Below are 21,033 nucleotides of genomic sequence, written 5' to 3'. Positions count from 1 at the left end.
GATGAGGTAACCGCATGACGGACAAGCCACGAGCGGCCGACCCGGGTGCCACCGGGTCGGCGCCGGGCGCCGGCAAGGACACCGGCGACGAACCCCGGGTCGTCATCCGCGACAAGCGCAAGCTCGGCAAGGTGACCGAGCAGCCGGCGAACGACGCCTCGGCGGCCGACGCGGCCGCCGACTCGCCCGCCGAAGGGCTGGTCGAGGAGGCCGAGGTCGTGGTCGACGAGATCGGCGGCGAGGACGAGGTCAGCGGTCCGACCGTGGTCGACTCGCCCGCCGAGCCGAAGGGCGGGACCGGCACGGACGCGCCGCCCGGCGGCGAGCTGGAGTCGCTCCGCACCGACCTGGAGGAGCGCACCCGCGACCTCCAGCGGGTGACCGCGGAGTACGCCAACTACCGCAAGCGGGTCGACCGGGACCGCAACCTGGTGCAGGAGCAGGCCACCGGGGCGGTGCTCACCGCGCTGCTGCCGATCCTCGACGACCTGGACCGGGCCCGCGAGCACGGCGACCTGGTGGGCCCGTTCGGCAGCGTGGCCGAGCAGCTCACCGGCGCGCTCGCGAAGTTCGGCCTGACCGCGTTCGGCGAGACGGGTGACCCGTTCGACCCGACCCGGCACGAGGCGGTGGCGCACCAGACCTCCGCCGACGTGACCGAGCCGACCTGCGTACAGGTCATGCGGCGCGGCTACCAGCTCGGCGAGCGGCTGCTGCGGCCCGCCATGGTCGCGGTCGCGGACCCGGAGTAGTGCCGACCCGTGACGTCCCGCCCGCCCGCACCGGGTGGGCGGGACGACCGGGGTTCGACCCGTGGAAGGGGGTGGACCGGTGAGTTCCAAGGACTGGATCGACAAGGACTACTACGCCGCGTTGGGCGTGGACAAGTCCGCCTCCTCGGACGAGATCAAGAAGGCGTACCGCAAGTTGGCCCGGGAGTCGCACCCGGACCACAACCCCGGCGACACCGGTGCCGAGGAGCGGTTCAAGACCGTCTCCGAGGCGTACGCGGTGCTCGGTGACGAGAAGAAGCGCCGCGAGTACGACGAGATGCGCTCGCTGTTCGGCTCCGGCGCCTTCCGGCGCAGCGCCCGCGGCGCGGGTCAGCCGGGCGGCATGCCGTTCGACGTCTCCGACCTGTTCGGCGGCGGCGCGGGCGGCGGCGACAACCGGTTCAGCGGCGGCGGCTTCACCGACCTGTTCAGCTCGATCTTCTCCGGCGGCGGCGCCGGCGGCCCGGCGCGTCCGCGCGGCCCGGCCCGCGGCCGGGACGTCGAGACCGAGGTGGCGCTCGACTTCGAAGACGCGGTACGCGGCGTCACGCTGCCGCTGACGCTGCGCGCCCCCGGGGTCTGCGACACCTGCCACGGCAACGGCGCGAAGCCCGGCACCCAGCCGGTGGCCTGCCCGGTCTGCCACGGCGCCGGGGTGACGACCCGTAATCAGGGGTCGTTCAGCTTCTCCGAGCCGTGCCGCAACTGCCAGGGCGTCGGCACGATCGTCGAGGAGAAGTGCCCGGAGTGCCACGGCACCGGCGGGGTCACAAAGACCCGAACGCTGAACGTGCGCTTCCCGGCCGGAGTGGCCGACGGGCAGCGGATCCGCCTGGCCGGCCGGGGCGAGCCCGGCGAGCGGGGCGGTGCGGCGGGTGACCTGTTCGTGCAGGTGAAGGTCCGCCCGGACGAGCTGTTCGGGCGCACCGGGGACGACCTGACCCTGACCGTCCCGATCACGTACGCCGAGGCGGTTCTCGGCACGGACCTGCGCGTACCGACCCTGGACGGGACGGTGACCCTGCGGGTGCCACCGGGTACGCCCAGCGGGCGGGTGCTGCGCGCCCGCGGCAAGGGCGTCGTACGCAAGGACGGCCGCGCCGGTGACCTGCTGGTCACGCTCGACGTGGTGGTCCCGGCGAAGGTGTCGGACGAGGCGCGGGCGGCGCTGGAGACCTTCGCGGCGCAGACTCCGCCCGCCGCGCGGGAACATCTCGACGCGCGGGTACGTCGATTCAGTTGACGGCGGCAGCGGAGGTGAGCGGGCATGTCGGAGGAGTACGTCGGCTCGGGTGACCCGGCCTACGAGGCCAAGGTCTTGATGATCTCGGTGGCCGCGCGGATGGCGGGGATGCACCCCCAGACGCTGCGCCAGTACGACCGGCTGGGCCTGGTGCAGGCCGGCCGGGCGTCCGGCGGGGGTCGCCGCTACAGCGTCCGGGACGTGGTGCTGCTCCGCGAGGTGCAGCGGCTCAGTCAGGACGACGGGATCAACCTGGCCGGGGTCAAGCGGATCATCGGGTTGGAACGGCTGCTCGAAGAGGCGCAGCAGCGGGTGGCCCGGCTGGAGGCGGAGCTCGACGCCGCGTACCGGCGGATCGCCGAGCTGGAGTCGCTCGGCGGCTTTCCCCGCGGCGACCTCGTGCCCACCAACCGCACGTCCACAGCGCTCGTCGTCTGGCGTCCGCGCCGCGCTCCCGACCGCTGACTCCGTACCTGAAGGCCGGTGCGCCCCGCTCCCCCGGGGCCGCCGGCCTTCGTCGTCTCCCGGGCGGTTCGTGGGCCGGGTCAGGGGAAAGCGGGGTACGGCAGGGTGGGGTCAACTACGCTTTTCCGTAGGGGCAAAAGCCCCAAAGCGGATTCCGGGCTGGCGGGGGGAGTCATGACGGAACCGGCGAAGAAGGTGGCCGAGCGCGCTGAGGAACGGCTGGAGAAGGTGGCCGAGAACGTCCGCGAGCGGTTCGACCGGGTCACCGAGGGACGCTTCAGCGACAAGGTCAAGGAAGGGCGCTTCGCCGACCAGACGGACCACGGCGTGGACCGGGCGCGGGACGACGATCGGCGCAAGAAGCAGGGCGGATCGACCTGACGATCCGCCGACGTGCGGGCCGGGATCCACGGGGGATCCCGGCCCGTTCGTGTTCCGGAGTGCGGGCCGAGGCGGCCGTCAGAGACGGCGGTTCTCGCGGACCAGGCCGCCCTCGCACCAGTCCCGGTAGACGAAGAGATCCGGCCGGGCGAGCAGGACCCGGCTGTTGTGCGCCCAGTTGCGCATCAGGTCGTCGCCGGACTTCTCGGCCTGCTCGACCAGCTTGCGGAACCGGCGCTTGGGGTGGGCGCGGAAGTTCGTCCGGATGCCGTCGGCGGCGTAGATGTAGAGGCAGTGCAGCGTGAACCGCCGCGCCGGGCAGCCCTGGTCCATCGCCAGATCGAACAGCGTCTGCACCAGATGGTCACCGGCGACCAGCAGGTCCCAGTCGGGCGGCATCGAGGTCAGCGGCACCGAATCCGGTTGGTAGGCCCACGCCCGGAGTTCGGCGGGCGAGGGATCGACCGGGTTGGCGAAGCCGCGGAACGTCTCTTCCTGCACGCTCACCGGCCGACCTTCCGCTTGCGCTGGCGGGGGCGCAGGCCACCCGCGGACCCTGGCTGCTGGGCCGAAACGTTAACGCGGTTGGACGGAGCAGGGGTAGACCTTCCCGGGCTCAATTTGACAACGCCGGGCCGGATCTGTCCCGCGGCTGATCCGGCCCGGCGTTGTCAGTCGCCGGTGCCCAGAGACAGCGGCGCGGGCGGCCGTGCGGCGGCGGCGCGGGTGCGCAGCCACTGCTTGAACCACGGGGTGTCCGGCAGGCGGGCGAGCAGCGGGCCGGTCACGACCGTGATCAACACGTACGCGGTGGCGAGCGCGGCGAGCTTCGGCTCCACCGGGTAGATGGCCGCGACGGCCAGCCCGGCGATGACGATGGAGAACTCACCGCGCGGGGTCAGCGCCAGGCCGGCCCGCCAGCGTCCGGGCTCGGCGATCCCGGCCCGGCGGGCGGCCAGGTAGCCGGTGGCCACCTTCGTCGCCATGGTCACCACTGCGAGCAGCAGCGCGGGCAGCAGTACCGGCGGCATGTCCAGCGGGTTGGTCACCAGCCCGAAGAACACGAAGAAGACCGCGGCGAACAGATCACGCAGCGGGGAGAGCAGCTCGGTGGCGTGGTGCGCCACCGGCCCGGACAGCGCGATGCCCACCAGGAACGCGCCGACCGCCGCGGACACCTGGAGCTTGGCCGCGACACCGGCGACCAGCAGGGTCAGTCCGAGCACCCCGAGCAGCAGCGCCTCCGGATCCTTTGCGGAGAGCGCGGCGGAGATCAGGTGGCCGTACCGGATGGCCACGGCCAGCACGACGACCACGGTGAACACCGCGACGGCGAGTGCGATGCCGCCCTTGACCAGGCCGACACCGGCGAGCAGCGCGGTGACCAGCGGCAGGTAGAGGGCCATCGCCAGGTCCTCGATCACCAGGACGGAGAGGATCACCGGGGTCTCCCGGTTACCGACCCGGCCCAGGTCGCCGAGCACCTTGGCGATCACGCCGGACGACGACACCCAGGTCACGCCCGCGAGCACCACCGCCGCCACCCAGCCCCAGCCGAGCAGGAGCGCGAAGGCGAAACCGGGCAGCGCGTTGAACACCGCGTCGATCAGGCCGGCCGGCGCGGCGGACCGGAGGTTGCCCACCAGCTCGTTGGCGCTGTACTCCAGGCCGAGCATGACCAGCAGCAGGATCACGCCGATCTCCGCGCCGACGGCGAAGAACTCCTCGCTGGCGTTGAGCGGCAGCAGGCCACCGTGCCCGAACGCCAGGCCGGCGAGCAGGTACAGGGGGATGGGCGACACGCCGAAGCGACGGCTCAGCCGGCCGAGCAGGCCGAGCAGGAGCAGCAGCGCACCGACCTCGATGAGCAGAATTGTGGTTTCGTGCATACGCGTCAGCCGTCCGGATCGGTCTCGGCGAGGATCGCGGTCACGCCGTCGAGCCCCTGACGGGTACCGACCACGACGACCACATCGCCGGCCTCGAACCGGAAGGTGGGTTCGGGCGAGACGTTCACAGCGCCCTGACGCAGCACGGCCACGATCGACGCGCTGGTCCGGGTGCGGGCCTTGGTGTCCGCGAGCCGCTTGCCGACGTACTTCGACCCCGCCGGGATGGCGATCTGCTCGGTCAGCAGCCCGGCGGCCTGCTCACGCAGCCCGGAGAGCTGACCCAGCATCAGCGACGCGCCGAGGATGTCGGCCAGCGCCTCCGCCTCGTCGTCGGTCAGAGGTATGTCATGTTGGCAGGAGTCGGGATCGTCCGGGTCGTAGAGGACCAGGTCGCGACGGCCATTGCGGTGGGAGACCACGCCGAGCCGGCGGCCGGACTCCGTCATCAGATCATGACGTACGCCGATCCCGGGCAGGGCGGTCTGTTCGACACGTACTCGCACGCGGGTGAGGCTACCTCCCGCGCGAAAGCCCGTGTACGGCCGACGGACGGCCGGGGCACGCGCCCTCGACCGTCCGTCAGCCGTCCCGGCGCCACGCCGGGGAAGACCGGCCGGCGCTCAGCGCAGTCCGGCGAAGAACTGCCGGATGTCACCGACCAGGACGTCGGTCGCCTCGTGCGCGGCGTAGTGCCCGCCGACGTCCCCGCGCCGCTCGGGCCCGGCGTCGAAACTGTGCCAGCTGACGATGTTGGCGTGGTCCCGGTCGGCGAACCGGCGGATCGACCGGAAGTCGCCGGGGAACATCGCCAGCGCGATCGGCGCCGTCGTCGGCCCGGTCGGCTGCTCGGTGGCGTGCGCGTCCTCCCAGTAGAACCGCATCGCTGACGCGGCCGTCCCGGTGAACCAGTAGATCGCGACGTTCGCCAGGAGGAAGTCGGGGTCGAGGCTCTCGTCGAGGAGTTGCCCGTTCCAGGCCAGCAGGCCGACCGGCGAGTCGGCCAGCGCGAACGCGAGGGTCTGCGGTTGCTGGCTCTGCACCTGGTTGAAGGAGAACTTGTTCTCGTAGAACCACTGGAGGTGCTGCATCGCCGCCTGGTCGTCGGCGGAGAGCCCTTCGAACTCGGCCGGGTCGCCGGAGGGGAACGAGAAGAGCTGGGTGACGTGCACGCCGAGCACGTGGTCCGGGTCGACGCGGCCGATCTCGGGCGACACCATCGAGCCGGCGTCGTTGCCGACCGCCCCGTACCGGTCGTAGCCGAGGCGGGCCATCAGTTCGGCCCAGGCCCGGGCGGTGCGGTAGCGGTTCCAGCCGGCGCTGCGGGTCGGGCCGGAGAAGCCGAATCCGGGCAGCGACGGGATCACCAGGTGGAACGCGGGGGCGGCCGGGTCGGCCGGCTCGGTGAGCGGGGTGATCACGTCCAGGTACTCGATCACCGAGCCGGGCCAGCCGTGGGTGAGCACGAGCGGGGTGGCTTCGGGCCGGGACGACCGGACGTGCAGGAAGTGGATCTCCTCGCCGTCGATCTCGGTCACGAACTGCGGGTGGGCGTTGAGTCGCGCTTCGACCGCCCGCCAGTCGAACGTCTCCAGCCAGTACGTCGCCAGGGCGCGTACCCGCTCGGTGGGCATGCCGTACGCGTTCCCGGCGCCCGGCAGCTCGCCCGGCCAGATGGTCCGCCGCAGGCGGTCGGCGAGGTCGTCCAGGGCGCTCTGGGGGACGGCGACCCGGTAGGGGCGAACGGAGGTGTCCGGCATGGCTTCTCCTTCGGAACGGAACGCTTTGTTCCTCTAGAACATAGCAGAGCGGAACGATCCGTTCCACTGATATCCTCGGGCGATGCCGAACTCGACAGACAGCCCGCCGACGGGCGGCCGCCGCGCGCAGGCGGCCCGCAACGACGCCGTGATCCTGGCGGCCGCCCGTGCCGTCTTCCTGGACGACCCGAAGGCGCCCATCGCCGCCGTCGCCGAACGCGCCGGCGTCGGCATCAGCGCGCTCTACCGCCGGTACGCCGGCAAGGAGGACCTGCTGCGCAAGCTCTGCGACGACGGGCTCCGGCGGTTCGTCGCGGAGGCCGAGGAGGCCGCCGACGAGCCGGACGACTGGGCCGCGTTCGCCGGGTTCCTGGAGCGCGTCGTCGACGCCGACGTGCACTCCCTCACGGTGCATCTGGCCGGCACCTTCACGCCGACCGAGGAGATGGGGCGAGCCGCGGTGCGCGCCAACGAGTTGGTCGACGGGCTGGTCGGTCGGGCGCACAGAAGCGGGCGGCTCCGGCCCGATGTGGTGGCCCAGGATGTCGGGCTGCTGCTGGAGGGCTGCGCGGCGATTCGCGTACCCGATCCGGGCCGGACCCGGGAGTTGCGCCGCCGTCACCTCGCGGTGCTGCTGGCGGGCCTTGCCGCTTCCGGGCCGCCGTTGCCCGGCCCGCCGCCGGCGGCCGGTGAGTTCGACTGGCGGTGGCGGTCGACGGCGGAGCGGTGACTCAGGTCACAGGGGTGGAGTTGAGCGGAATAGACTCAACTCTGGTTGTGTCATGTCCAGTGGACACGCCGATCCGGGGGAGCCCATGAACACGGAACGTCTCACCACCAAGAGCCGCGAAGCCATCACCGGTGCCGTCGCGCTGGCGAACCAGCGCGGTCACGCCACCGTGGAGCCCTGGCACCTGCTGCTGTCACTGCTGGACACCGAGGGCTCGACCGCCGCGGGCCTGCTGCGCGCCGTCGGGGCCGACCCCACCGAGCTGCGCCGCGTCGCCCAGCGTTCGGTCGACTCGCTGCCCGCCGCGCGCGGATCGAGCATCGCCGAGCCGACGCTGGCCCGCGAGTTCGTCAACGCCATCGGCGCCGCCGAGCAGATCGCGCGGCCGCTGGGCGACGAGTACACCTCCACCGAGCACCTGCTGGCCGGGCTGGCCCGGGTCGGCGGCGCGGTCTCGGTCGCGCTGAAGAACTCCGGCGCCACCGAGGAGAACCTGGTCGCCGCGTTCCCGACCGTCCGCGGGGGGGACCGCCGGGTCACCACGGCCGACCCGGAGCAGACCTACCAGGCCCTGGCCAAGTACGGCGTGGACCTCACCGCCAGCGCGCGCGACGGCAAGATCGACCCGGTGATCGGCCGGGACTCGGAGATCCGCCGGGTCATCCAGGTGCTGTCCCGGCGTACCAAGAACAACCCGGTCCTGATCGGCGAGCCGGGCGTCGGCAAGACCGCGATCGTGGAGGGCCTGGCCCAGCGGATCGTGGCCGGCGACGTGCCGGAGTCGCTGCGGGACAAGAAGCTGGTCTCGCTCGACCTCGGCGCGATGGTCGCCGGCGCGTCCTACCGCGGCCAGTTCGAGGAGCGGCTGAAGTCCGTGCTGGAGGAGATCAAGAACTCCGACGGCCAGGTCATCACGTTCCTGGACGAGCTGCACACGGTGGTCGGCGCGGGCAAGGGCGAGGGCTCGATGGACGCCGGCAACATGCTCAAGCCGATGCTGGCGCGCGGCGAGCTGCGGATGGTCGGCGCGACCACGCTCGACGAGTACCGCGAGCACATCGAGAAGGACCCGGCGCTGGAGCGCCGCTTCCAGCCGGTGCTGGTCGGTGAGCCGACCATCGAGGACACCATCGGCATCCTGCGCGGGCTCAAGGAGCGCTACGAGGTGCACCACGGCGTACGGATCACCGACGCCGCGCTCGTGGCCGCCGCTGCGCTCTCCGACCGGTACATCACCGACCGGTTCCTGCCGGACAAGGCGATCGACCTGGTGGACGAGTCCGCGTCCCGGCTGCGGATGGAGATCGACTCGCGGCCGGTCGAGGTGGACGAGATCGAGCGGGCGGTACGCCGGCTGGAGATCGAGGAGATGGCGCTGGCAAAGGAGCCGGACGCCGCGTCCGCCGAGCGTCTAGAGCGGCTGCGCAAGGAGCTGGCCGACAAGCGCGAGCAGCTCACCGCGCTCTCCGAGCGCTGGCAGACCGAGAAGAGCCACATCACCAAGCTCTCCACCGCCAAGGAGGAGCTGGAGCGCCTCGGCGGCGAGGCCGAGCGGGCCGAGCGCGACGGCGAGCTGGAACGCGCCGCCGAGCTGCGGTACGGCCGGATCCCCGCGCTGCGGGTCGAGCTGAAGCAGGCTGAGGAGGAGCTGGCCCGCCTCCAGGCCGACGGCGCGATGCTCAAGGAGGAGGTCGGCGCGGACGACATCGCCGCAGTGGTCGCCTCCTGGACCGGCATCCCCGCCGGCCGGCTGCTGGAAGGCGAGACCGCCAAGCTGCTCCGGATGGAGGAGTCGCTGCGGGGCCGCGTGGTCGGCCAGGCCGAGGCGGTCGGCGCCGTTTCCGACGCGGTCCGCCGCGCCCGGGCCGGCGTCGCCGACCCGGACCGCCCGACCGGCAGCTTCCTGTTCCTCGGCCCGACCGGCGTCGGCAAGACCGAACTCGCGAAGGCGCTCGCCGAGTTCCTCTTCGACGACGAGCGGGCCATGGTCCGCATCGACATGAGCGAGTACGGCGAGAAGCACTCGGTGGCCCGCCTGGTCGGCGCCCCGCCCGGGTACGTCGGCTACGAGGAGGGCGGCCAGCTCACCGAGGCGGTACGCCGCCGTCCGTACTCGGTGATCCTGCTGGACGAGGTGGAGAAGGCGCACCCGGACGTCTTCGACGTACTGCTCCAGGTGCTCGACGACGGCCGGCTCACCGACGGTCAGGGCCGTACGGTGGACTTCCGCAACGCGATCCTGATCCTCACCTCGAACCTGGGCTCGTCGGTGATCAGCGACCTGACGCTCACCGAGAACGAGCGCCGGGAGGGCGTGCTCGCGGTGGTCCGGTCCCACTTCAAGCCGGAGTTCCTCAACCGGCTCGACGACATCGTGGTGTTCGCCGCGCTTCAGGGCGAGGATCTGCGGTCGATCGTGGACATCCAGCTCGACCGGATGCGAACCCGTCTTGCGGACCGCCGGTTGGCACTGGACGTCAGCGACTCCGCCCGCAACTGGCTGGCCGAGCACGGGTACGACCCGATCTACGGTGCCCGGCCGCTGCGGCGGCTGGTGCAGTCGGCGATCGGGGACCAGCTCGCGAAGGCGCTGCTGGCCGGCGAGATCCGCGACGGCGACACGGTCCGCGTCGACCTTTCCGACACCAAGGAGTCCCTGGCGGTGACCGCCGCCTGACCCGCTCCACCCGTGAAGGCCCGGCCGCCGGCCGGGCCTTCACCGTCCGGTGGGACGGGCGGCGCGCCGGGCGCCGTCGGAATATCCTGCCCGGAACGTCAATCGACAGTTAGGAGCCGCAGATGCGCCTCGGCCTGCTGACGGTCCCCGCTTCGCCGCGAGAGCACACCGCCCGCTGACGCTTCGCCGCCGGATCCCGGCGGCGCGGTGCTCCTCGCCGCGAAGCGGTCCCTCATGACCGTTTCCCTCCTGGCTCGAGGAGCTCTTCTTGCGTGCCCTTGTATCCGCGCGTCTGGGCGCGGACTTCAACAGACTGTGGACCGCTTCGGCGGTGTCCAACATCGGTGACGGTGTCACCATGGCCGCCGGCCCGCTGCTGGTGGCATCCATCAGCGACGATCCGGCCCTGATCGCCGGTGCCGTCTTCGCCCAACAACTGCCCTGGCTGCTGCTCGCCCTGGTCAGCGGCGCGTACGTGGACCGGCTCGACCGGCGCCGGCTGGTCGTAGCCGTCAACCTGGTACGCGCCGCGGCGCTGGCCGGGCTGGCGCTCACCGTCGCCACCGATACGGTCACCGTGACCGTCGTCTACGTGGCGCTGTTCCTGCTCGGCGCGGGTGAGACAGTCGCGGACACCGCGGTGGGCGCTCTGCTGCCGGCGGTGGTCGCACCCGAGAGGCTGCCCGCCGCCAACGCCCGGCTGTACGCGACGTTCACCGTCGGCAACCAGTTCGTCGCCAAGCCGCTGGGCGCGTGGCTGTTCGTCATCTCCGCCGCCGTGCCGTTCGGGCTTGACGCGCTGACCTTCGTGGCGGCAGCGGCCCTGATCGCCGGCATCCGACCGGCCCCGGTGCCGGAGGAACCCCGTCCGCGCGGCTCGCTGCGCGGCGAGATAGGCCAGGGCGTGCGCTGGCTGTGGCGGCACCGCCTGTTGCGGACGCTCGCCGTGAGCATGGGCCTGGGCAACGTCGCGTTCGGCGCCGCATTCGCGGTGTTCGTACTCTACTGCCGGCAACGACTGGGCCTGTCCGACGTCGGATACGGCTTCCTGCTGACCGCGTTCGCTGTCGGTGGCCTGTTCGGCACGACGGTCGCGACCAGACTCACCCGGGCGTTCGGTGCCGGCGCGGTGCTGCGTGGCGGCCTGGTCGTCGAGGTCGTGACCCACATGACCCTGGCCGTCACGGAGGCCTCCTGGGTCGCCGCCGCCGTCCTGATCACCTTCAGCGTCCACGCCTCGGTCTGGGGTATCACAGTGGCGTCGGTTCGGCAGCGAATCGTGCCGTCCCACCTGCGCGGGCGGGTCGGCAGCGTGTTTGCGCTGCTCGACCTGGGCGGGGCCGCGCTCGGTGCGCTCCTCGGCGGGCTACTGGCCGGCATCTGGGAGATCACCACACCGTTCTGGGTCGCCGCGGCGGCGATGGCGGTGATCGCCGTACTCGCCTGGCGTCCGTTGCGCGACGCGGACCGGCTGCCGCTGGTGCGTGCTCGTGGGTGTTAACAGGGGTCCCCTCCTCTACCGGAGGCGTTAATAGGGGGCCCTTCCTTCCCTCCGGGAAGGGTGAGGGGTTGGTGGGGTGGGCACATAGTGGGGCATGAGCGGGAGCTGGGAACGGGAACTGGACGCGGCCGTGCGGGAACTCGACGGCGCGGACACCCTCGCCTTCGGCGGGGTGGGGCTGGCGGGGCAGATCCTGCCCGCGACCGAGGCGTACCGGACGCTGGAGCAGGCGCTGCGGGAGCACCCGGAGGCGGCTCGCAAGCGCGTCGACAGGTTGCTCCGTAAGGGCTCGCCGGCCGGCCGGGCGTACGCGGCGACGTTGCTGGAGGCGGTCGACCCGGCCGCCGGGCGGGACGCCTGGACGCGGCTGCGCGGCGACGACGGCGAGTTCACCACGTTCTCCGGCTGCCTGATGGGCCGCGCCACGCTGGGCGAATACGCCGCCGACCGGCTCGCCGCCGCCGACGGTAGCTGAGCGCACACTCAGCGAACAGGACTTCAGAAGGCGTGCGTGCGGTTGTTACCGTTCCCGCCGAGCACGTTGGGGGAGGCGGTAGTGAACGGTTCGTTGGCGTACGTGGTGACCACGCTGGGGTGCCTGGTCGGGGTGGCCGGTGTGGTGATCGCCGTCATCGCGGTACGGAAGTCCCGATCGGCGTCGCGCCCGAAGACGAAGGCGGCGCCGGGTGACCCGTTCCGGGACCGGGACGCCGACGCGCTGCGGGGTGACCCGCGCGCGCTCAAGCCCGGCGACATCGTCGAGATCCGCACGGTGCCGTACACCGTGCGCGGCTCGGTACACCTGGTCGAGGGCGGGTGGAGCTGGGCGGAGCACCTGCTCGACGACGCGGGCGGGGTGAAGCGCTGGCTCTCCGTCGAGACCGACCCGGACCTGGAGATGGTGCTCTGGACCAGCGAGCCGGGGGCCACCGTCACGCCGGGCGCCCCGACGCTGGAGATCGCCGGCCGCCGCTACAACTGGGACGAGTCGGGCCAGGCCCGGTACACCGCGACCGAGGGCACCGGCCTCGACCCGAGCGGCACCATGCGCTACTACGACTACCAGGCGCCCGGTGGCGCGCGGCTGTCGTTCGAGGCGTACGGGGAGGCCGGCTGGGAGGTCAACCTCGGCGAGGAGCTGCGCCGCGCCGAGGTGATGATCTACCCGCAGGGCGGCCCGGACACGGTGCGCTGACGTGCTCGTCTGTCTGGACGCGCCCTACGTCGACACCAGCGCCGCCGACCTGAGCCTCGACCTGGGCGGCCCGGAGCTGCCGGCGCTCGCCGTACGCGACATCGACCTGCCCGGGCTGCCCCGGCTGCGGCTGCGCCTGCTGGGCGCCTCCCACCAGGTCGTGCTCGGCACGCTCACCGAGACGGTCGCCTGCCTGCCCGGCCGCCCGCCGCACCTGCCGGGCACGCTGCACGACGAGACAACCGGCTACCGGTTCCTCGCCACTGTGCTCCGGCCAGAGGGCGACGGCCTGCGTACCCGGGTCGCGGCGCTGCGCGCCGAACTCGCGGGCGACCCGTACGCGCTGATCGGGGTCTTCCCGGGCGACGAGGACGCGGTCACCGCGCTCTCCGTCCGGCCCGGCCCGCCGGACGGCGTGCTCGCCTGGCGCACCTGGCACGCCTACCCGCAGACGAACGAGCTGGTCCTGACCGAGACCGTGGTGGAGGAGCTGTGACGTACCGACGGTGGTTCGTGGTGGGCGTGGCGGTCGCCGTCATCGGCGCGCTCATCGCCGCCTTCACGATCTTCTACGGCAACTTCTCGCCCCGGGGCTACGTGGAGGACAACTTCTCCCGCGCCTCCGGGCGGGACATCGGGTCGAACGCGATCGCATACACCTCGAACAAGGCGCCGAGCGAGGTGTCCAAGCAGATCACCGACGCCTGGAAGCCGGCCGACCAGTACGTCGACGGCAGCGGCGTCTACCTGCGCTACGACGACGACTCGGTGGTCATCCTCCCGCTCGCGGTCGGCTCGGTGATCCTGCTGGAGAAGATGACCACCGCCTACCCCCGGTACCACAGCGTCGTCGGCAACAGCTGGGGCTGGGGCCGAGGCAGCACGGTCCGGGGCGGCGGCCCCGGTTCCGGCAAGTAGCCCCTCCCACCCCTCAACCTGGAGTCTCCTGTGCAGCATCTCGTCACCGACCTGCTGATCACCCTCGCCTACGGGGCGGTCGGCGTCGTCCTGATGGCCATCGGCTACGTCCTCGTCGACCTGGCCACCCCCGGCAAGCTCCACGAGCTGATCTGGACCGAGCGCAACCGCAACGCGGCGCTGCTGCTCTCGTCCAACCTGCTCGGGGTCGGCACGATCGTGGTCGCCGCGATCGTGGCCAGCGACGACGACTTCACGCTGGGGCTGGTCGGCGCCGCCGCGTACGGCATCCTCGGCCTGGTGATCATGGCGGCGGCGTTCGTGCTGCTCGACGTGGCCACCCCGGGCAAGCTCGGTGAGCTGCTCGTCGACCCGGAGCCGCACCCGGCGGTGTGGGTCTCCGCCACCGTGCACCTCGCCACCGGCGCGATCATCGCGGCCGCGATCATCTGATGAGCGGCAGGCCCGCACAGCGTTCGGCGGGGAAGGACAAGCGCACACAGACGGTGATCTGGTCCGTGGTCGTGGGGGTCGTGGTCGTCGTCTGCGCCATCGGCGCGTTCAGCGGCGACTCCGACACCTCCGTCCCCGCCCCGGCGGCCGACGAGCGGTCCGGCACCGTGCCGATCCTCCGCGCCGCCGCCGACAGCCAGGGCATCTGCTACGGCTGGGAACTGCTCGACGTGTACGACGAGGTGAGCGTCGGCTCCAACCTGGGCGACGGCACCACAGTCGTCGACGCGCCCGGCTGCCCGCGCTGGCTCGCGGTCTCGGCGAACGTCAGGTACACCTCGTCCAGCAGCGAGTCGGAGGACTCCGCAACGATCCGGATCAAGGGCTCGGACGACATCGAGTTCGCCGACCTCGCCGCGATCGAGACCCGGCTGGGCCGGTTCGGGCTGGACGAGGACGCGTTCGTCGACGACCCGGGCTGGGCCGTCACCCGGGCCGCCACGATCCTGCCGCTGCTCGCCGCCGAGCGCGGGCTCGCCGGACCGGCCGCGACGCCCACCGCCGCGCCGTCCACAGCCACCGCACCGCTGCAGGACGCCGGCAACGACTTCTGGCGGGACCGCTGGATCTACGTGCTCAGCTCGGTCGGCCTGTTCCTGCTCGCCGCGCTGTTCCTCGCCGTGGGCGTGCGGCAGCGCCGCAGGCACCGGGGACGGGTGCCCGCGCAGCGCGCCGGGGCGGGAGCCGCCGGACGTACCCGGAGCAGACGGTGACCACCGACGTGGCCGCGCGGCCACGGTGGCGCCTGGCCCGCGCGGCGGTCCTGCTCGCGGTCTTCGTGTGCGCGGCCTGCGGCCTGGTGTACGAGCTGGCGCTGGTCGCGCTCGGCAGCTACCTGATCGGCGACACGGTCGGCCAGGCGTCGATCGTGCTCGGCGTGATGGTCTTCGCGATGGGCGTCGGCGCGCTGGTGGCGAAGCCGTTGCAGTCCCGGGCGGTGGTCTCGTTCGCGGTGATCGAGCTGACGCTCGCGCTGCTCGGCGGCCTCTCAGTGCTCGGGCTCTACGCCGCGTTCGCCTGGCTCGACCTGTACGGCCCGGCGCTCGTCGGCACCGCGTTCGTGCTCGGCCTGCTGATCGGCGCGGAGATCCCGCTGCTGATGGTGATGCTGCAACGCATCCGGGAGCAGTCCGCGGGCAGCGCGGTGGCCGACCTGTTCGCCGCCGACTACGTGGGCGCGCTGCTCGGCGGGCTGGCCTTCCCGTTCCTGCTGATCCCGGTCTTCGGACAGCTCAAGGGCGCGCTGGTGGTGGGCGCGGTGAACGCGGTCGCCGGGGTGGTGCTCGTCTTCACCGTGTTCCGCGCGGACCTCAGCCGCCGGGCGCGGGCCGCGCTGGGCGCGGCCACCGTCGTGGTCGGCCTGCTCCTCGGGTACGCGTGGGTGACCGCCCACGACTTCGAGGTGACCACGCGTCAGCAGCTCTACCGCGACCCGGTGGTGCACGCCGAGCGCAGCCGCTACCAGGAGATCGTGCTGACCCGCTCGGTGCGCGAGCCCGGCCACTCCGCCACCGACCTGCGGCTGTTCCTCAACGGCGACCTGCAGTTCAGCTCGATCGACGAGTACCGCTACCACGAGGCGCTCGTGCACCCGGCGATGCGCGGGGCGCACGGCGACGTGCTGGTGCTCGGCGCCGGGGACGGGCTGGCCGCGCGGGAGATCCTCAAGTACCCGGACGTGCGCTCGGTGACGCTCGTCGACCTCGACCCGGCAGTGGTCGAGCTGGCCCGCCGCGAGCCGCAACTACGCGAGCTGAACCGGGAGTCGCTCACCGACCCCCGGGTACGGGTGCTCAACCTGGACGCGTTCGCCTGGCTGCGTACCGCCACGGACCGGTTTGACGTGGTGATCGCCGACCTGCCCGACCCGGACGAGACCGCCACCGCGAAGCTCTACACGATCGAGTTCTACACGCTGATCCGGCCGGTGCTGGCCCCCGGCGGGCGGCTCGTCGTGCAGTCCGGGTCGCCCTACTTCGCGCCCCGGTCGTACTGGTCGATCGAGCGGTCGATCCGTGAGGCCGGTTTCGCCACCGTGCCGTACCACGTCGACGTGCCGAGCTTCGGCGACTGGGGGTTCGTGCTCGCCGCGCCGGGCGGCGTCGCGCCGGAGCTGGCGCTGCCGGCCGATCCGCCGGCGCTGCGTTTCCTCACCCCGGAGGTGCTGGCCGCCGCCGGCACGTTCCCCGCCGACCGGGCCCGGCTCGACGTGCCGGCCTCCACGCTGTTACGGCCGAGGGTGCTGGACTACGCCCGCGAGGAGTGGCGCGGCTACTAGGTTTCGGGACATGCCACCCGAATCGCCACGCCACCGACCGGGCATCGGCTGGCTGGTCCGCCGGCTGCCGACCCGGGCGGTCGAGGCGGCGTCCTACCTCCAGGCCTTCGTGCTCTCCGGCGTGGTCACCGTGCTGGCCGTGCGGGCGTACCTGGAGGCCACCGACTATCCGCAGATCGGCGGCGGCGGGCTGCACATCGCGCACGTGCTCTGGGGCGGCCTGCTGCTCGCCGTGGGCCTGGGCATCCCGCTCGTCTTCCTCGGCGGGGGTGCCCGCACCGGCGGGGCGATCATCGGTGGCATCGGGTTCGGGTTGTTCATCGACGAGGTGGGCAAGTTCGTCACCACCGGCACCGACTACTTCTACGCCCCCGCCGCCGCCATCATCTACGTCGCGTTCGCGCTGCTGGTCCTGCTCATCCAGGCGGTACGCGGACGCACCGGCCGGTCCCGGCTGACCCCCGCCGAGCGCACCGCGAACGCGCTGGACATGGTGCTCAGCGGCCTGCCGGGCGGGTTGACCGACCGTCGCCGCATCGCCGTGCTGCGGCTCGTCCAGGGCACCGGACCGGCCACCGAGACGGCGATGGCGCAACTGCTGGACGCCGTACCCCACCGGGAACCGCCGCCGGTGCCGCTCTGGCAGCGGGCGGCTGATCGGGCCCGGCGCCTCGCCGTGTGGGCGGCCGGACGCCGCTGGCTGGTCTGGCCGGTGGTGGTCTACCTGGTGGTGGAGCCGGTGCTCACGGTGGTGGCGGTGTTCGTCGACGGCGTGACCGGGAAGCTGGACCAGGAGCGGGAGTGGGGCGCGGTGCTCGGCGTCAGCGCCACCGCGCTGATCACCGCCGTGCTCGGGCTGTGGGCCGCCTGGCTGTTGCGCCGCAACCGGATCGAGGCGTTCCGCCTGTTCAAGCTGGCGCTGCTGGTCGACCTGCTGTTCGGGCAGGTCTTCAACTTCACTGTGAACCAGTTCGGTGCGGTCTCCGCCGTCGCGCTCGACCTCGCGCTGCTCGGCGTGGTCACCGCCGAGCACCGCCGGTTGCGGCGCGCCGCCGAGAGGTGACCCGTTCCGGCGTGCTGAGCTGGTCGAAGATCGCTACGGTGGGCTTCTCATCCAGGAAGGGAGAATCATGGTCGATGCTCCGGGCACCCCGCCCCGCACGCGTCCCGGCGTGGTGTCGCTCTCCAGTTGGCTGCTCATCCTCGTCGCCGCGATCCAGGTGCTGAACCTGATCGTGGCGCTGAGCGTCGTCGGCAAGATCCGCGACGTTCTCACCGACGCGTACGCGGGCACCTCGGCCGAAGGGGCCGCCGACATCGCGTACGCGTTCAGCATCATCACGGCGGTCGTGTCGCTGCTGATCGCGGCCGGGCTCGTCGTTCTCGCGCTGTTGAACAACCGGGGCAAGAACGGCTCCCGGATCACCACCTGGGTGCTGGGCGGCATCCTGTTCTGCTGCACCGGCGGCGGGCTGCTCACCGGTCTCACCGGCGGCATGACGGGCGGCGGCACCACCACCGGTGACGTGCCGAGCTCGGAGGAGATCCAGCGCCGGCTGGAGGACGCGCTGCCGTCCTGGTACACCCCGGTCAACCTGCTGCTGGGTCTGGTCGCGCTGCTCGCCCTGCTGGCCGCGCTGATCCTGCTGGCGCTGCCGAAGGCGAACGAGTTCTTCCGCAAGCCGAAGGCCGGCTGGGAGCCGCCGGTGCCCGGTGGCGCCTACCCGGCGTACCCGTCGCACCCGGGCCAGTCGGGCGACCCGGCGTACCCGTCGTACCCGCCGGCTCCCGGCACGCCGCCGTCGACGCCGGGTGGCCAGCCGCCGTCCGCGCCGGGCGGACAGCCGGGTGAGCGCCGCGACCCGGAGCCGCCCTCCGGAAGTTGACGTCCGGATTGCAGCGACGCCGACGATCCCTCCGAGTAGGTTGCAAGCCGACGCCTACCGGAGGGATCAGTCGTGTCGTACCCCGATCGGGCCGCACCCCGCCGGCCGGGCACGGTCCTCGCCGCGGCGGCGCTGCTGCTGGCGATGGCGGTCGGCGCCGTGGCGTACGCGGTGGTCAACCTGGCCGTCGGCGGCGGCACGGTGGACCGGTTCCGGGACGCGGCGGCGGAACGGACCGGCGCCGGCGGTGGCGACATCGACCAGGTGGCCGGTCTGCTGCGCGGCTCCACAGTGCTGGCCGCCGTGCTCGGCGTGCTCGCCGCGCTGCTGCTCGTCGGGCTCGCGCTCGGCCTGCTCGCCGGCCGCTCCGGCGCCCGCACGGCGGCCTGGGTGGTCGCCGGGACGGGCCTGCTCTGCGGTTGCTGCGGGCTGGCGGTGCTGGTCGGCCAGCGAGCCGCCCCGCTGCGGCTCGGCGCGGACGACCGGGTCACCGCCGACCTGCTGGGGCTCGTCGGCGACGCCTACCCGTCCTGGTGGATCCCGGTGAACGCGACGCTGTCGGTGGCGCAGATCCTCGGCTACCTGGTGGTCGCCGTGCTGCTCGCGCTGCCGTCGTCCGGCGCGTTCCTGCGCCGCCGCACCGCGCCGCTGCGGCTGTCCGGCTACGGCTCGACCGTGTCCGGGGCGACCGCCCCCGGGCCGACGCCCTGGGGACCGCCACCCGGCCTGAACCCGCACCCGTCCGTCCCGCCCGCGCCGCCGGGTGGGTTCCCGCCGCCTCCCGAGGACCGCCGATGACAGGTGACACCGACCCCTCCCGGCGCCGCGCCCTGGTCACCGGCGCCAGCCTGGGCATCGGCGAGGCGTTCGCCCGCCGGCTCGCCGCCGACGGCTGGGACCTCGTCCTGGTGGCCCGGGACGCCGCCCGGCTCGACGCGCTGGCGGCCGAGCTGACCGGCCGCCACGGCGGCGACGCCGAGACGATCGCCGCCGACCTGTCCACCGAGGACGGCTGCGCGGCTGTCGAACGACGGCTGACCACCGGTACGCCGGTCGAGCTGCTCGTCAACAACGCGGGCATCAGTCTGAACACGTCCTTCGTCCGCTCGTCGGTGGCGGACGAGGCGCGGCTGGTCCGGCTCAACGTGCTCGCGGTGCTGCGTCTGACCCACGCCGCCCTCGGTCCGATGATCGAACGAGGCCGCGGGGCAGTGATAAATGTCTCTTCCGTGGCGGGCTTCGGTGTCCCCATGCCGGGATCCACGTACTCGGCCAGCAAGGCGTGGGTGACGAATTTCAGTGAATCGATCGGCCAGTCCGTCGCGCCGCTCGGCGTACGCGTGATGGCGCTCTGCCCCGGCTACACACGAACCGGAAATCACGAACGCGCGGGCATCGACATGTCTCGCCTGCCCGCCTGGGCCTGGCTGCGCGCCGACGATGTGGTCGCCGAAGGGCTGCTTGACCTGCATAAAGGTAAGTTCGTGAGTGTCCCGGACTGGAAGTACAAGGTGGCGGTCGCCGGGCTGCGGTACGCGCCGAAGCGCCTGCTGCGCGGCTTCCGGCGGGACACCCGGGGTGCGGTCGGCCGGCAGGGCGGCTGACCGGCGGCGGCCCGTACGCGGGCCGGTACGGCGGCCGGCCGGGATGGACGGTCGCACAGCGTAGCCGCTCATCGCCACCCGGCGGTCGCCCGCAGGGTTGACCAGGGCAGACCCGAAACACGGCGCTCAGACTTGCGAAGTACGCTCTTGGGCCATGGGCGACCACGACGACCTGCGCAAATTCATCACTGACCTCGCTGTGGTGCATGGCCGGGTGGTGCTCTCGTCGGGCCGCGAGGCGGACTGGTACGTGGATCTGCGCCGCGTCACGCTCCATCACGAGGCGGCGCCGTTGATCGGCCGGGTCATGCGTGACCTCACCGCCGACTGGGCGTACGACGCGGTCGGTGGCCTGACCCTGGGCGCCGATCCGGTGGCCGCCGCCATGCTGCACGCCTCGGCGGGCACCGGTCGGGCGGTCGACGCCTTCGTGGTCCGCAAGGAGGGCAAGGCCCACGGTCTTCAGCGCCGGATCGAGGGGCCGGACGTCTCCGGGCGGCGGGTGCTGGCGGTCGAGGACACCTCCACCACCGGTGGAAGTGTGTTGACGGCGGTCGAGGCACTGCGTGAGGCAGGGGCCGAGGTGGTGGGTGTGGCGGTTATTGTTGATCGAGGTGCCGGCGACACGGTGCGAGCCGCCGGATTGCCCTATCGGGCGGCCTATACGTTGGCTGACCTCGGCCTTGTGGCGTAAAAGTTTGCCGATTCGGATCTGCTGATATGCAGGCGGATCGATGCTGCTGGTGGAAGGATGGAATACGTGGGAACTGCGTTGGCTGAAATGACCATGCCTCAGATCTCGCCGCTTGCCGGCGAGCCGATCGAACGCGCCGACGCCGAGCGGCTTGCGGGGGTCCTCAAGGCCCTCGCTGACCCCGCACGGCTGCGGCTGCTCAGCCTGATCCAGTCGGCTCCCGAGGGGGAGGCGTGCGTGTGTGACCTCACCGCGCCGCTCGGCCTCTCGCAGCCGACGGTCAGCCACCACCTGCGAATCCTCACCGAGGCCGGCTTGCTGGAGCGGGAGAAGCGCGGGGTCTGGGCGTACTACCGGCTGGTGCCGTCCGCGATCGCCACGATCGCGGATCTGCTCACCCCGCCGCGGAAGCGGGCCACCAAGAAGGCTCGCTGAAACCTTCGGGCCGGCCCGAACGAGGGTCGTCCCGACCGGGTGACCGGTGGCGTGCGAGGGGTGGCGCCATCAGCGCACGGCGACGGCTGCC

23 protein-coding genes and 1 pseudogene are annotated in these 21,033 nt (G+C 72.3%); 20 read left to right on the top strand and 4 right to left on the bottom strand.

Annotated elements, in window-relative coordinates; all coding sequences use genetic code 11:
• The first annotated feature begins 14 nt into the window (after window positions 1-14).
• From grpE to Q3W68_RS07755, 4 genes are all read left to right on the top strand, one after another.
• Window positions 15-752 (top strand): nucleotide exchange factor GrpE, encoded by a 738-nt coding sequence (gene grpE / locus Q3W68_RS07770; RefSeq protein ID WP_302904772.1) that lies wholly within the window; start codon window positions 15-17, stop codon window positions 750-752.
• A gap of 79 nt (window positions 753-831) precedes the next feature.
• A complete protein-coding gene (gene dnaJ / locus Q3W68_RS07765) occupies window positions 832-2,016 on the top strand; it encodes a molecular chaperone DnaJ (RefSeq protein WP_302904771.1) in 1,185 nt (394 codons plus the stop codon).
• Between the two features lie 24 nt (window positions 2,017-2,040).
• Window positions 2,041-2,481: a MerR family transcriptional regulator gene (locus Q3W68_RS07760; RefSeq protein WP_120572381.1), complete on the top strand. Its 441-nt coding sequence runs from the start codon at window positions 2,041-2,043 to the stop codon at window positions 2,479-2,481.
• A gap of 174 nt (window positions 2,482-2,655) precedes the next feature.
• A complete protein-coding gene (locus tag Q3W68_RS07755) occupies window positions 2,656-2,862 on the top strand; it encodes a hypothetical protein (RefSeq protein WP_302904769.1) in 207 nt (68 codons plus the stop codon).
• Between the two features lie 78 nt (window positions 2,863-2,940).
• Here the strand turns inward: Q3W68_RS07755 and Q3W68_RS07750 are convergent, their stop codons facing one another.
• From Q3W68_RS07750 to Q3W68_RS07735, 4 genes are all read right to left on the bottom strand, one after another.
• Window positions 2,941-3,369 carry a hypothetical protein gene (locus tag Q3W68_RS07750; RefSeq protein WP_013473407.1) on the bottom strand — a complete coding sequence of 143 codons (429 nt, stop codon included), beginning with the start codon at window positions 3,367-3,369 and terminating at the stop codon, window positions 2,941-2,943.
• 164 nt (window positions 3,370-3,533) lie between these two features.
• Entirely contained in the window at window positions 3,534-4,751 is a 1,218-nt protein-coding gene (locus Q3W68_RS07745) for a cation:proton antiporter (protein ID WP_302904767.1), read from the bottom strand.
• A 5-nt stretch (window positions 4,752-4,756) separates the two neighbouring features.
• Entirely contained in the window at window positions 4,757-5,257 is a 501-nt protein-coding gene (locus Q3W68_RS07740; protein ID WP_302904766.1) for a cation:proton antiporter regulatory subunit, read from the bottom strand.
• A 117-nt stretch (window positions 5,258-5,374) separates the two neighbouring features.
• Window positions 5,375-6,511, bottom strand: coding sequence for an epoxide hydrolase family protein (locus Q3W68_RS07735; RefSeq protein ID WP_302904765.1), 1,137 nt, complete (start codon window positions 6,509-6,511; stop codon window positions 5,375-5,377).
• Window positions 6,512-6,593: 82 nt separating this feature from the next.
• Here Q3W68_RS07735 and Q3W68_RS07730 point away from each other — a divergent pair, with 82 nt between their 5' ends.
• The 16 genes and pseudogenes from Q3W68_RS07730 (at window position 6,594) to Q3W68_RS07655 (ending at window position 20,942) form a co-directional block, all read left to right on the top strand.
• Window positions 6,594-7,241, top strand: coding sequence for a TetR/AcrR family transcriptional regulator (locus Q3W68_RS07730; RefSeq protein WP_302904764.1), 648 nt, complete (start codon window positions 6,594-6,596; stop codon window positions 7,239-7,241).
• A gap of 85 nt (window positions 7,242-7,326) precedes the next feature.
• Window positions 7,327-9,918: an ATP-dependent chaperone ClpB gene (clpB, locus tag Q3W68_RS07725; protein WP_302904763.1), complete on the top strand. Its 2,592-nt coding sequence runs from the start codon at window positions 7,327-7,329 to the stop codon at window positions 9,916-9,918.
• Between the two features lie 268 nt (window positions 9,919-10,186).
• A complete protein-coding gene (locus Q3W68_RS07720) occupies window positions 10,187-11,419 on the top strand; it encodes an MFS transporter (protein ID WP_302904762.1) in 1,233 nt (410 codons plus the stop codon).
• A gap of 94 nt (window positions 11,420-11,513) precedes the next feature.
• Window positions 11,514-11,894 carry a hypothetical protein gene (locus Q3W68_RS07715; RefSeq protein WP_302904761.1) on the top strand — a complete coding sequence of 127 codons (381 nt, stop codon included), beginning with the start codon at window positions 11,514-11,516 and terminating at the stop codon, window positions 11,892-11,894.
• A gap of 81 nt (window positions 11,895-11,975) precedes the next feature.
• Window positions 11,976-12,614, top strand: a complete 639-nt coding sequence (locus Q3W68_RS07710) for a DUF4178 domain-containing protein (RefSeq protein WP_302904760.1) — start codon at window positions 11,976-11,978, stop codon at window positions 12,612-12,614.
• A 1-nt stretch (window position 12,615) separates the two neighbouring features.
• On the top strand, window positions 12,616-13,110 hold the full coding sequence (locus Q3W68_RS07705; protein WP_302904759.1) for a DUF2617 family protein: 495 nt from the start codon (window positions 12,616-12,618) through the stop codon (window positions 13,108-13,110).
• A complete protein-coding gene (locus Q3W68_RS07700) occupies window positions 13,107-13,532 on the top strand; it encodes a DUF4247 domain-containing protein (protein ID WP_302904758.1) in 426 nt (141 codons plus the stop codon). The genes Q3W68_RS07705 and Q3W68_RS07700 overlap by 4 nt, the downstream gene beginning before the upstream one ends.
• A 30-nt stretch (window positions 13,533-13,562) precedes the next feature.
• Window positions 13,563-13,985, top strand: coding sequence for a DUF350 domain-containing protein (locus Q3W68_RS07695; RefSeq protein ID WP_282312062.1), 423 nt, complete (start codon window positions 13,563-13,565; stop codon window positions 13,983-13,985).
• Window positions 13,985-14,758 carry a hypothetical protein gene (locus tag Q3W68_RS07690; RefSeq protein WP_302904757.1) on the top strand — a complete coding sequence of 258 codons (774 nt, stop codon included), beginning with the start codon at window positions 13,985-13,987 and terminating at the stop codon, window positions 14,756-14,758. The genes Q3W68_RS07695 and Q3W68_RS07690 overlap by 1 nt, the downstream gene beginning before the upstream one ends.
• Window positions 14,755-16,323: a polyamine aminopropyltransferase gene (locus tag Q3W68_RS07685; RefSeq protein ID WP_302904756.1), complete on the top strand. Its 1,569-nt coding sequence runs from the start codon at window positions 14,755-14,757 to the stop codon at window positions 16,321-16,323. The genes Q3W68_RS07690 and Q3W68_RS07685 overlap by 4 nt, the downstream gene beginning before the upstream one ends.
• 64 nt (window positions 16,324-16,387) lie before the next feature.
• A complete protein-coding gene (locus tag Q3W68_RS07680) occupies window positions 16,388-17,386 on the top strand; it encodes a hypothetical protein (protein ID WP_302904981.1) in 999 nt (332 codons plus the stop codon).
• A gap of 67 nt (window positions 17,387-17,453) precedes the next feature.
• Window positions 17,454-18,209 carry a hypothetical protein gene (locus tag Q3W68_RS07675; RefSeq protein WP_302904755.1) on the top strand — a complete coding sequence of 252 codons (756 nt, stop codon included), beginning with the start codon at window positions 17,454-17,456 and terminating at the stop codon, window positions 18,207-18,209.
• 72 nt (window positions 18,210-18,281) lie between these two features.
• Window positions 18,282-18,851 (top strand): annotated as a pseudogene (locus tag Q3W68_RS07670) (hypothetical protein); the annotation flags it as partial.
• 152 nt (window positions 18,852-19,003) lie between these two features.
• Window positions 19,004-19,813 carry an SDR family oxidoreductase gene (locus tag Q3W68_RS07665; RefSeq protein ID WP_302904753.1) on the top strand — a complete coding sequence of 270 codons (810 nt, stop codon included), beginning with the start codon at window positions 19,004-19,006 and terminating at the stop codon, window positions 19,811-19,813.
• A gap of 154 nt (window positions 19,814-19,967) precedes the next feature.
• Complete coding sequence (gene pyrE, locus Q3W68_RS07660) at window positions 19,968-20,507, top strand: orotate phosphoribosyltransferase (RefSeq protein ID WP_091413808.1); 540 nt, start codon at window positions 19,968-19,970, stop codon at window positions 20,505-20,507.
• Between the two features lie 57 nt (window positions 20,508-20,564).
• Entirely contained in the window at window positions 20,565-20,942 is a 378-nt protein-coding gene (locus tag Q3W68_RS07655) for a helix-turn-helix transcriptional regulator (protein ID WP_007454255.1), read from the top strand.
• The last annotated feature ends 91 nt before the right edge of the window (window positions 20,943-21,033 follow it).

It is taken from the genome of Micromonospora sp. C28ISP2-4, assembly GCF_030519385.1.
Taxonomy (GTDB): domain Bacteria; phylum Actinomycetota; class Actinomycetes; order Mycobacteriales; family Micromonosporaceae; genus Micromonospora; species Micromonospora tulbaghiae.
This window is presented reverse-complemented; position numbering and strand designations above follow the sequence as displayed.

Coding starts and splice junctions, on each gene's coding strand:
- grpE (WP_302904772.1), top strand. CDS start 15: ATGACGGACAAGCCACGAGCGGCCGACCCGGGTGCCACCGGGTCGGCG.
- Q3W68_RS07760 (WP_120572381.1), top strand. CDS start 2,041: ATGTCGGAGGAGTACGTCGGCTCGGGTGACCCGGCCTACGAGGCCAAG.
- Q3W68_RS07755 (WP_302904769.1), top strand. CDS start 2,656: ATGACGGAACCGGCGAAGAAGGTGGCCGAGCGCGCTGAGGAACGGCTG.
- Q3W68_RS07745 (WP_302904767.1), bottom strand. CDS start 4,751: ATGCACGAAACCACAATTCTGCTCATCGAGGTCGGTGCGCTGCTGCTC.
- Q3W68_RS07735 (WP_302904765.1), bottom strand. CDS start 6,511: ATGCCGGACACCTCCGTTCGCCCCTACCGGGTCGCCGTCCCCCAGAGC.
- Q3W68_RS07730 (WP_302904764.1), top strand. CDS start 6,594: ATGCCGAACTCGACAGACAGCCCGCCGACGGGCGGCCGCCGCGCGCAG.
- clpB (WP_302904763.1), top strand. CDS start 7,327: ATGAACACGGAACGTCTCACCACCAAGAGCCGCGAAGCCATCACCGGT.
- Q3W68_RS07715 (WP_302904761.1), top strand. CDS start 11,514: ATGAGCGGGAGCTGGGAACGGGAACTGGACGCGGCCGTGCGGGAACTC.
- Q3W68_RS07690 (WP_302904757.1), top strand. CDS start 13,985: ATGAGCGGCAGGCCCGCACAGCGTTCGGCGGGGAAGGACAAGCGCACA.
- Q3W68_RS07675 (WP_302904755.1), top strand. CDS start 17,454: ATGGTCGATGCTCCGGGCACCCCGCCCCGCACGCGTCCCGGCGTGGTG.
- Q3W68_RS07665 (WP_302904753.1), top strand. CDS start 19,004: ATGACAGGTGACACCGACCCCTCCCGGCGCCGCGCCCTGGTCACCGGC.
- pyrE (WP_091413808.1), top strand. CDS start 19,968: ATGGGCGACCACGACGACCTGCGCAAATTCATCACTGACCTCGCTGTG.
- Q3W68_RS07655 (WP_007454255.1), top strand. CDS start 20,565: ATGGAATACGTGGGAACTGCGTTGGCTGAAATGACCATGCCTCAGATC.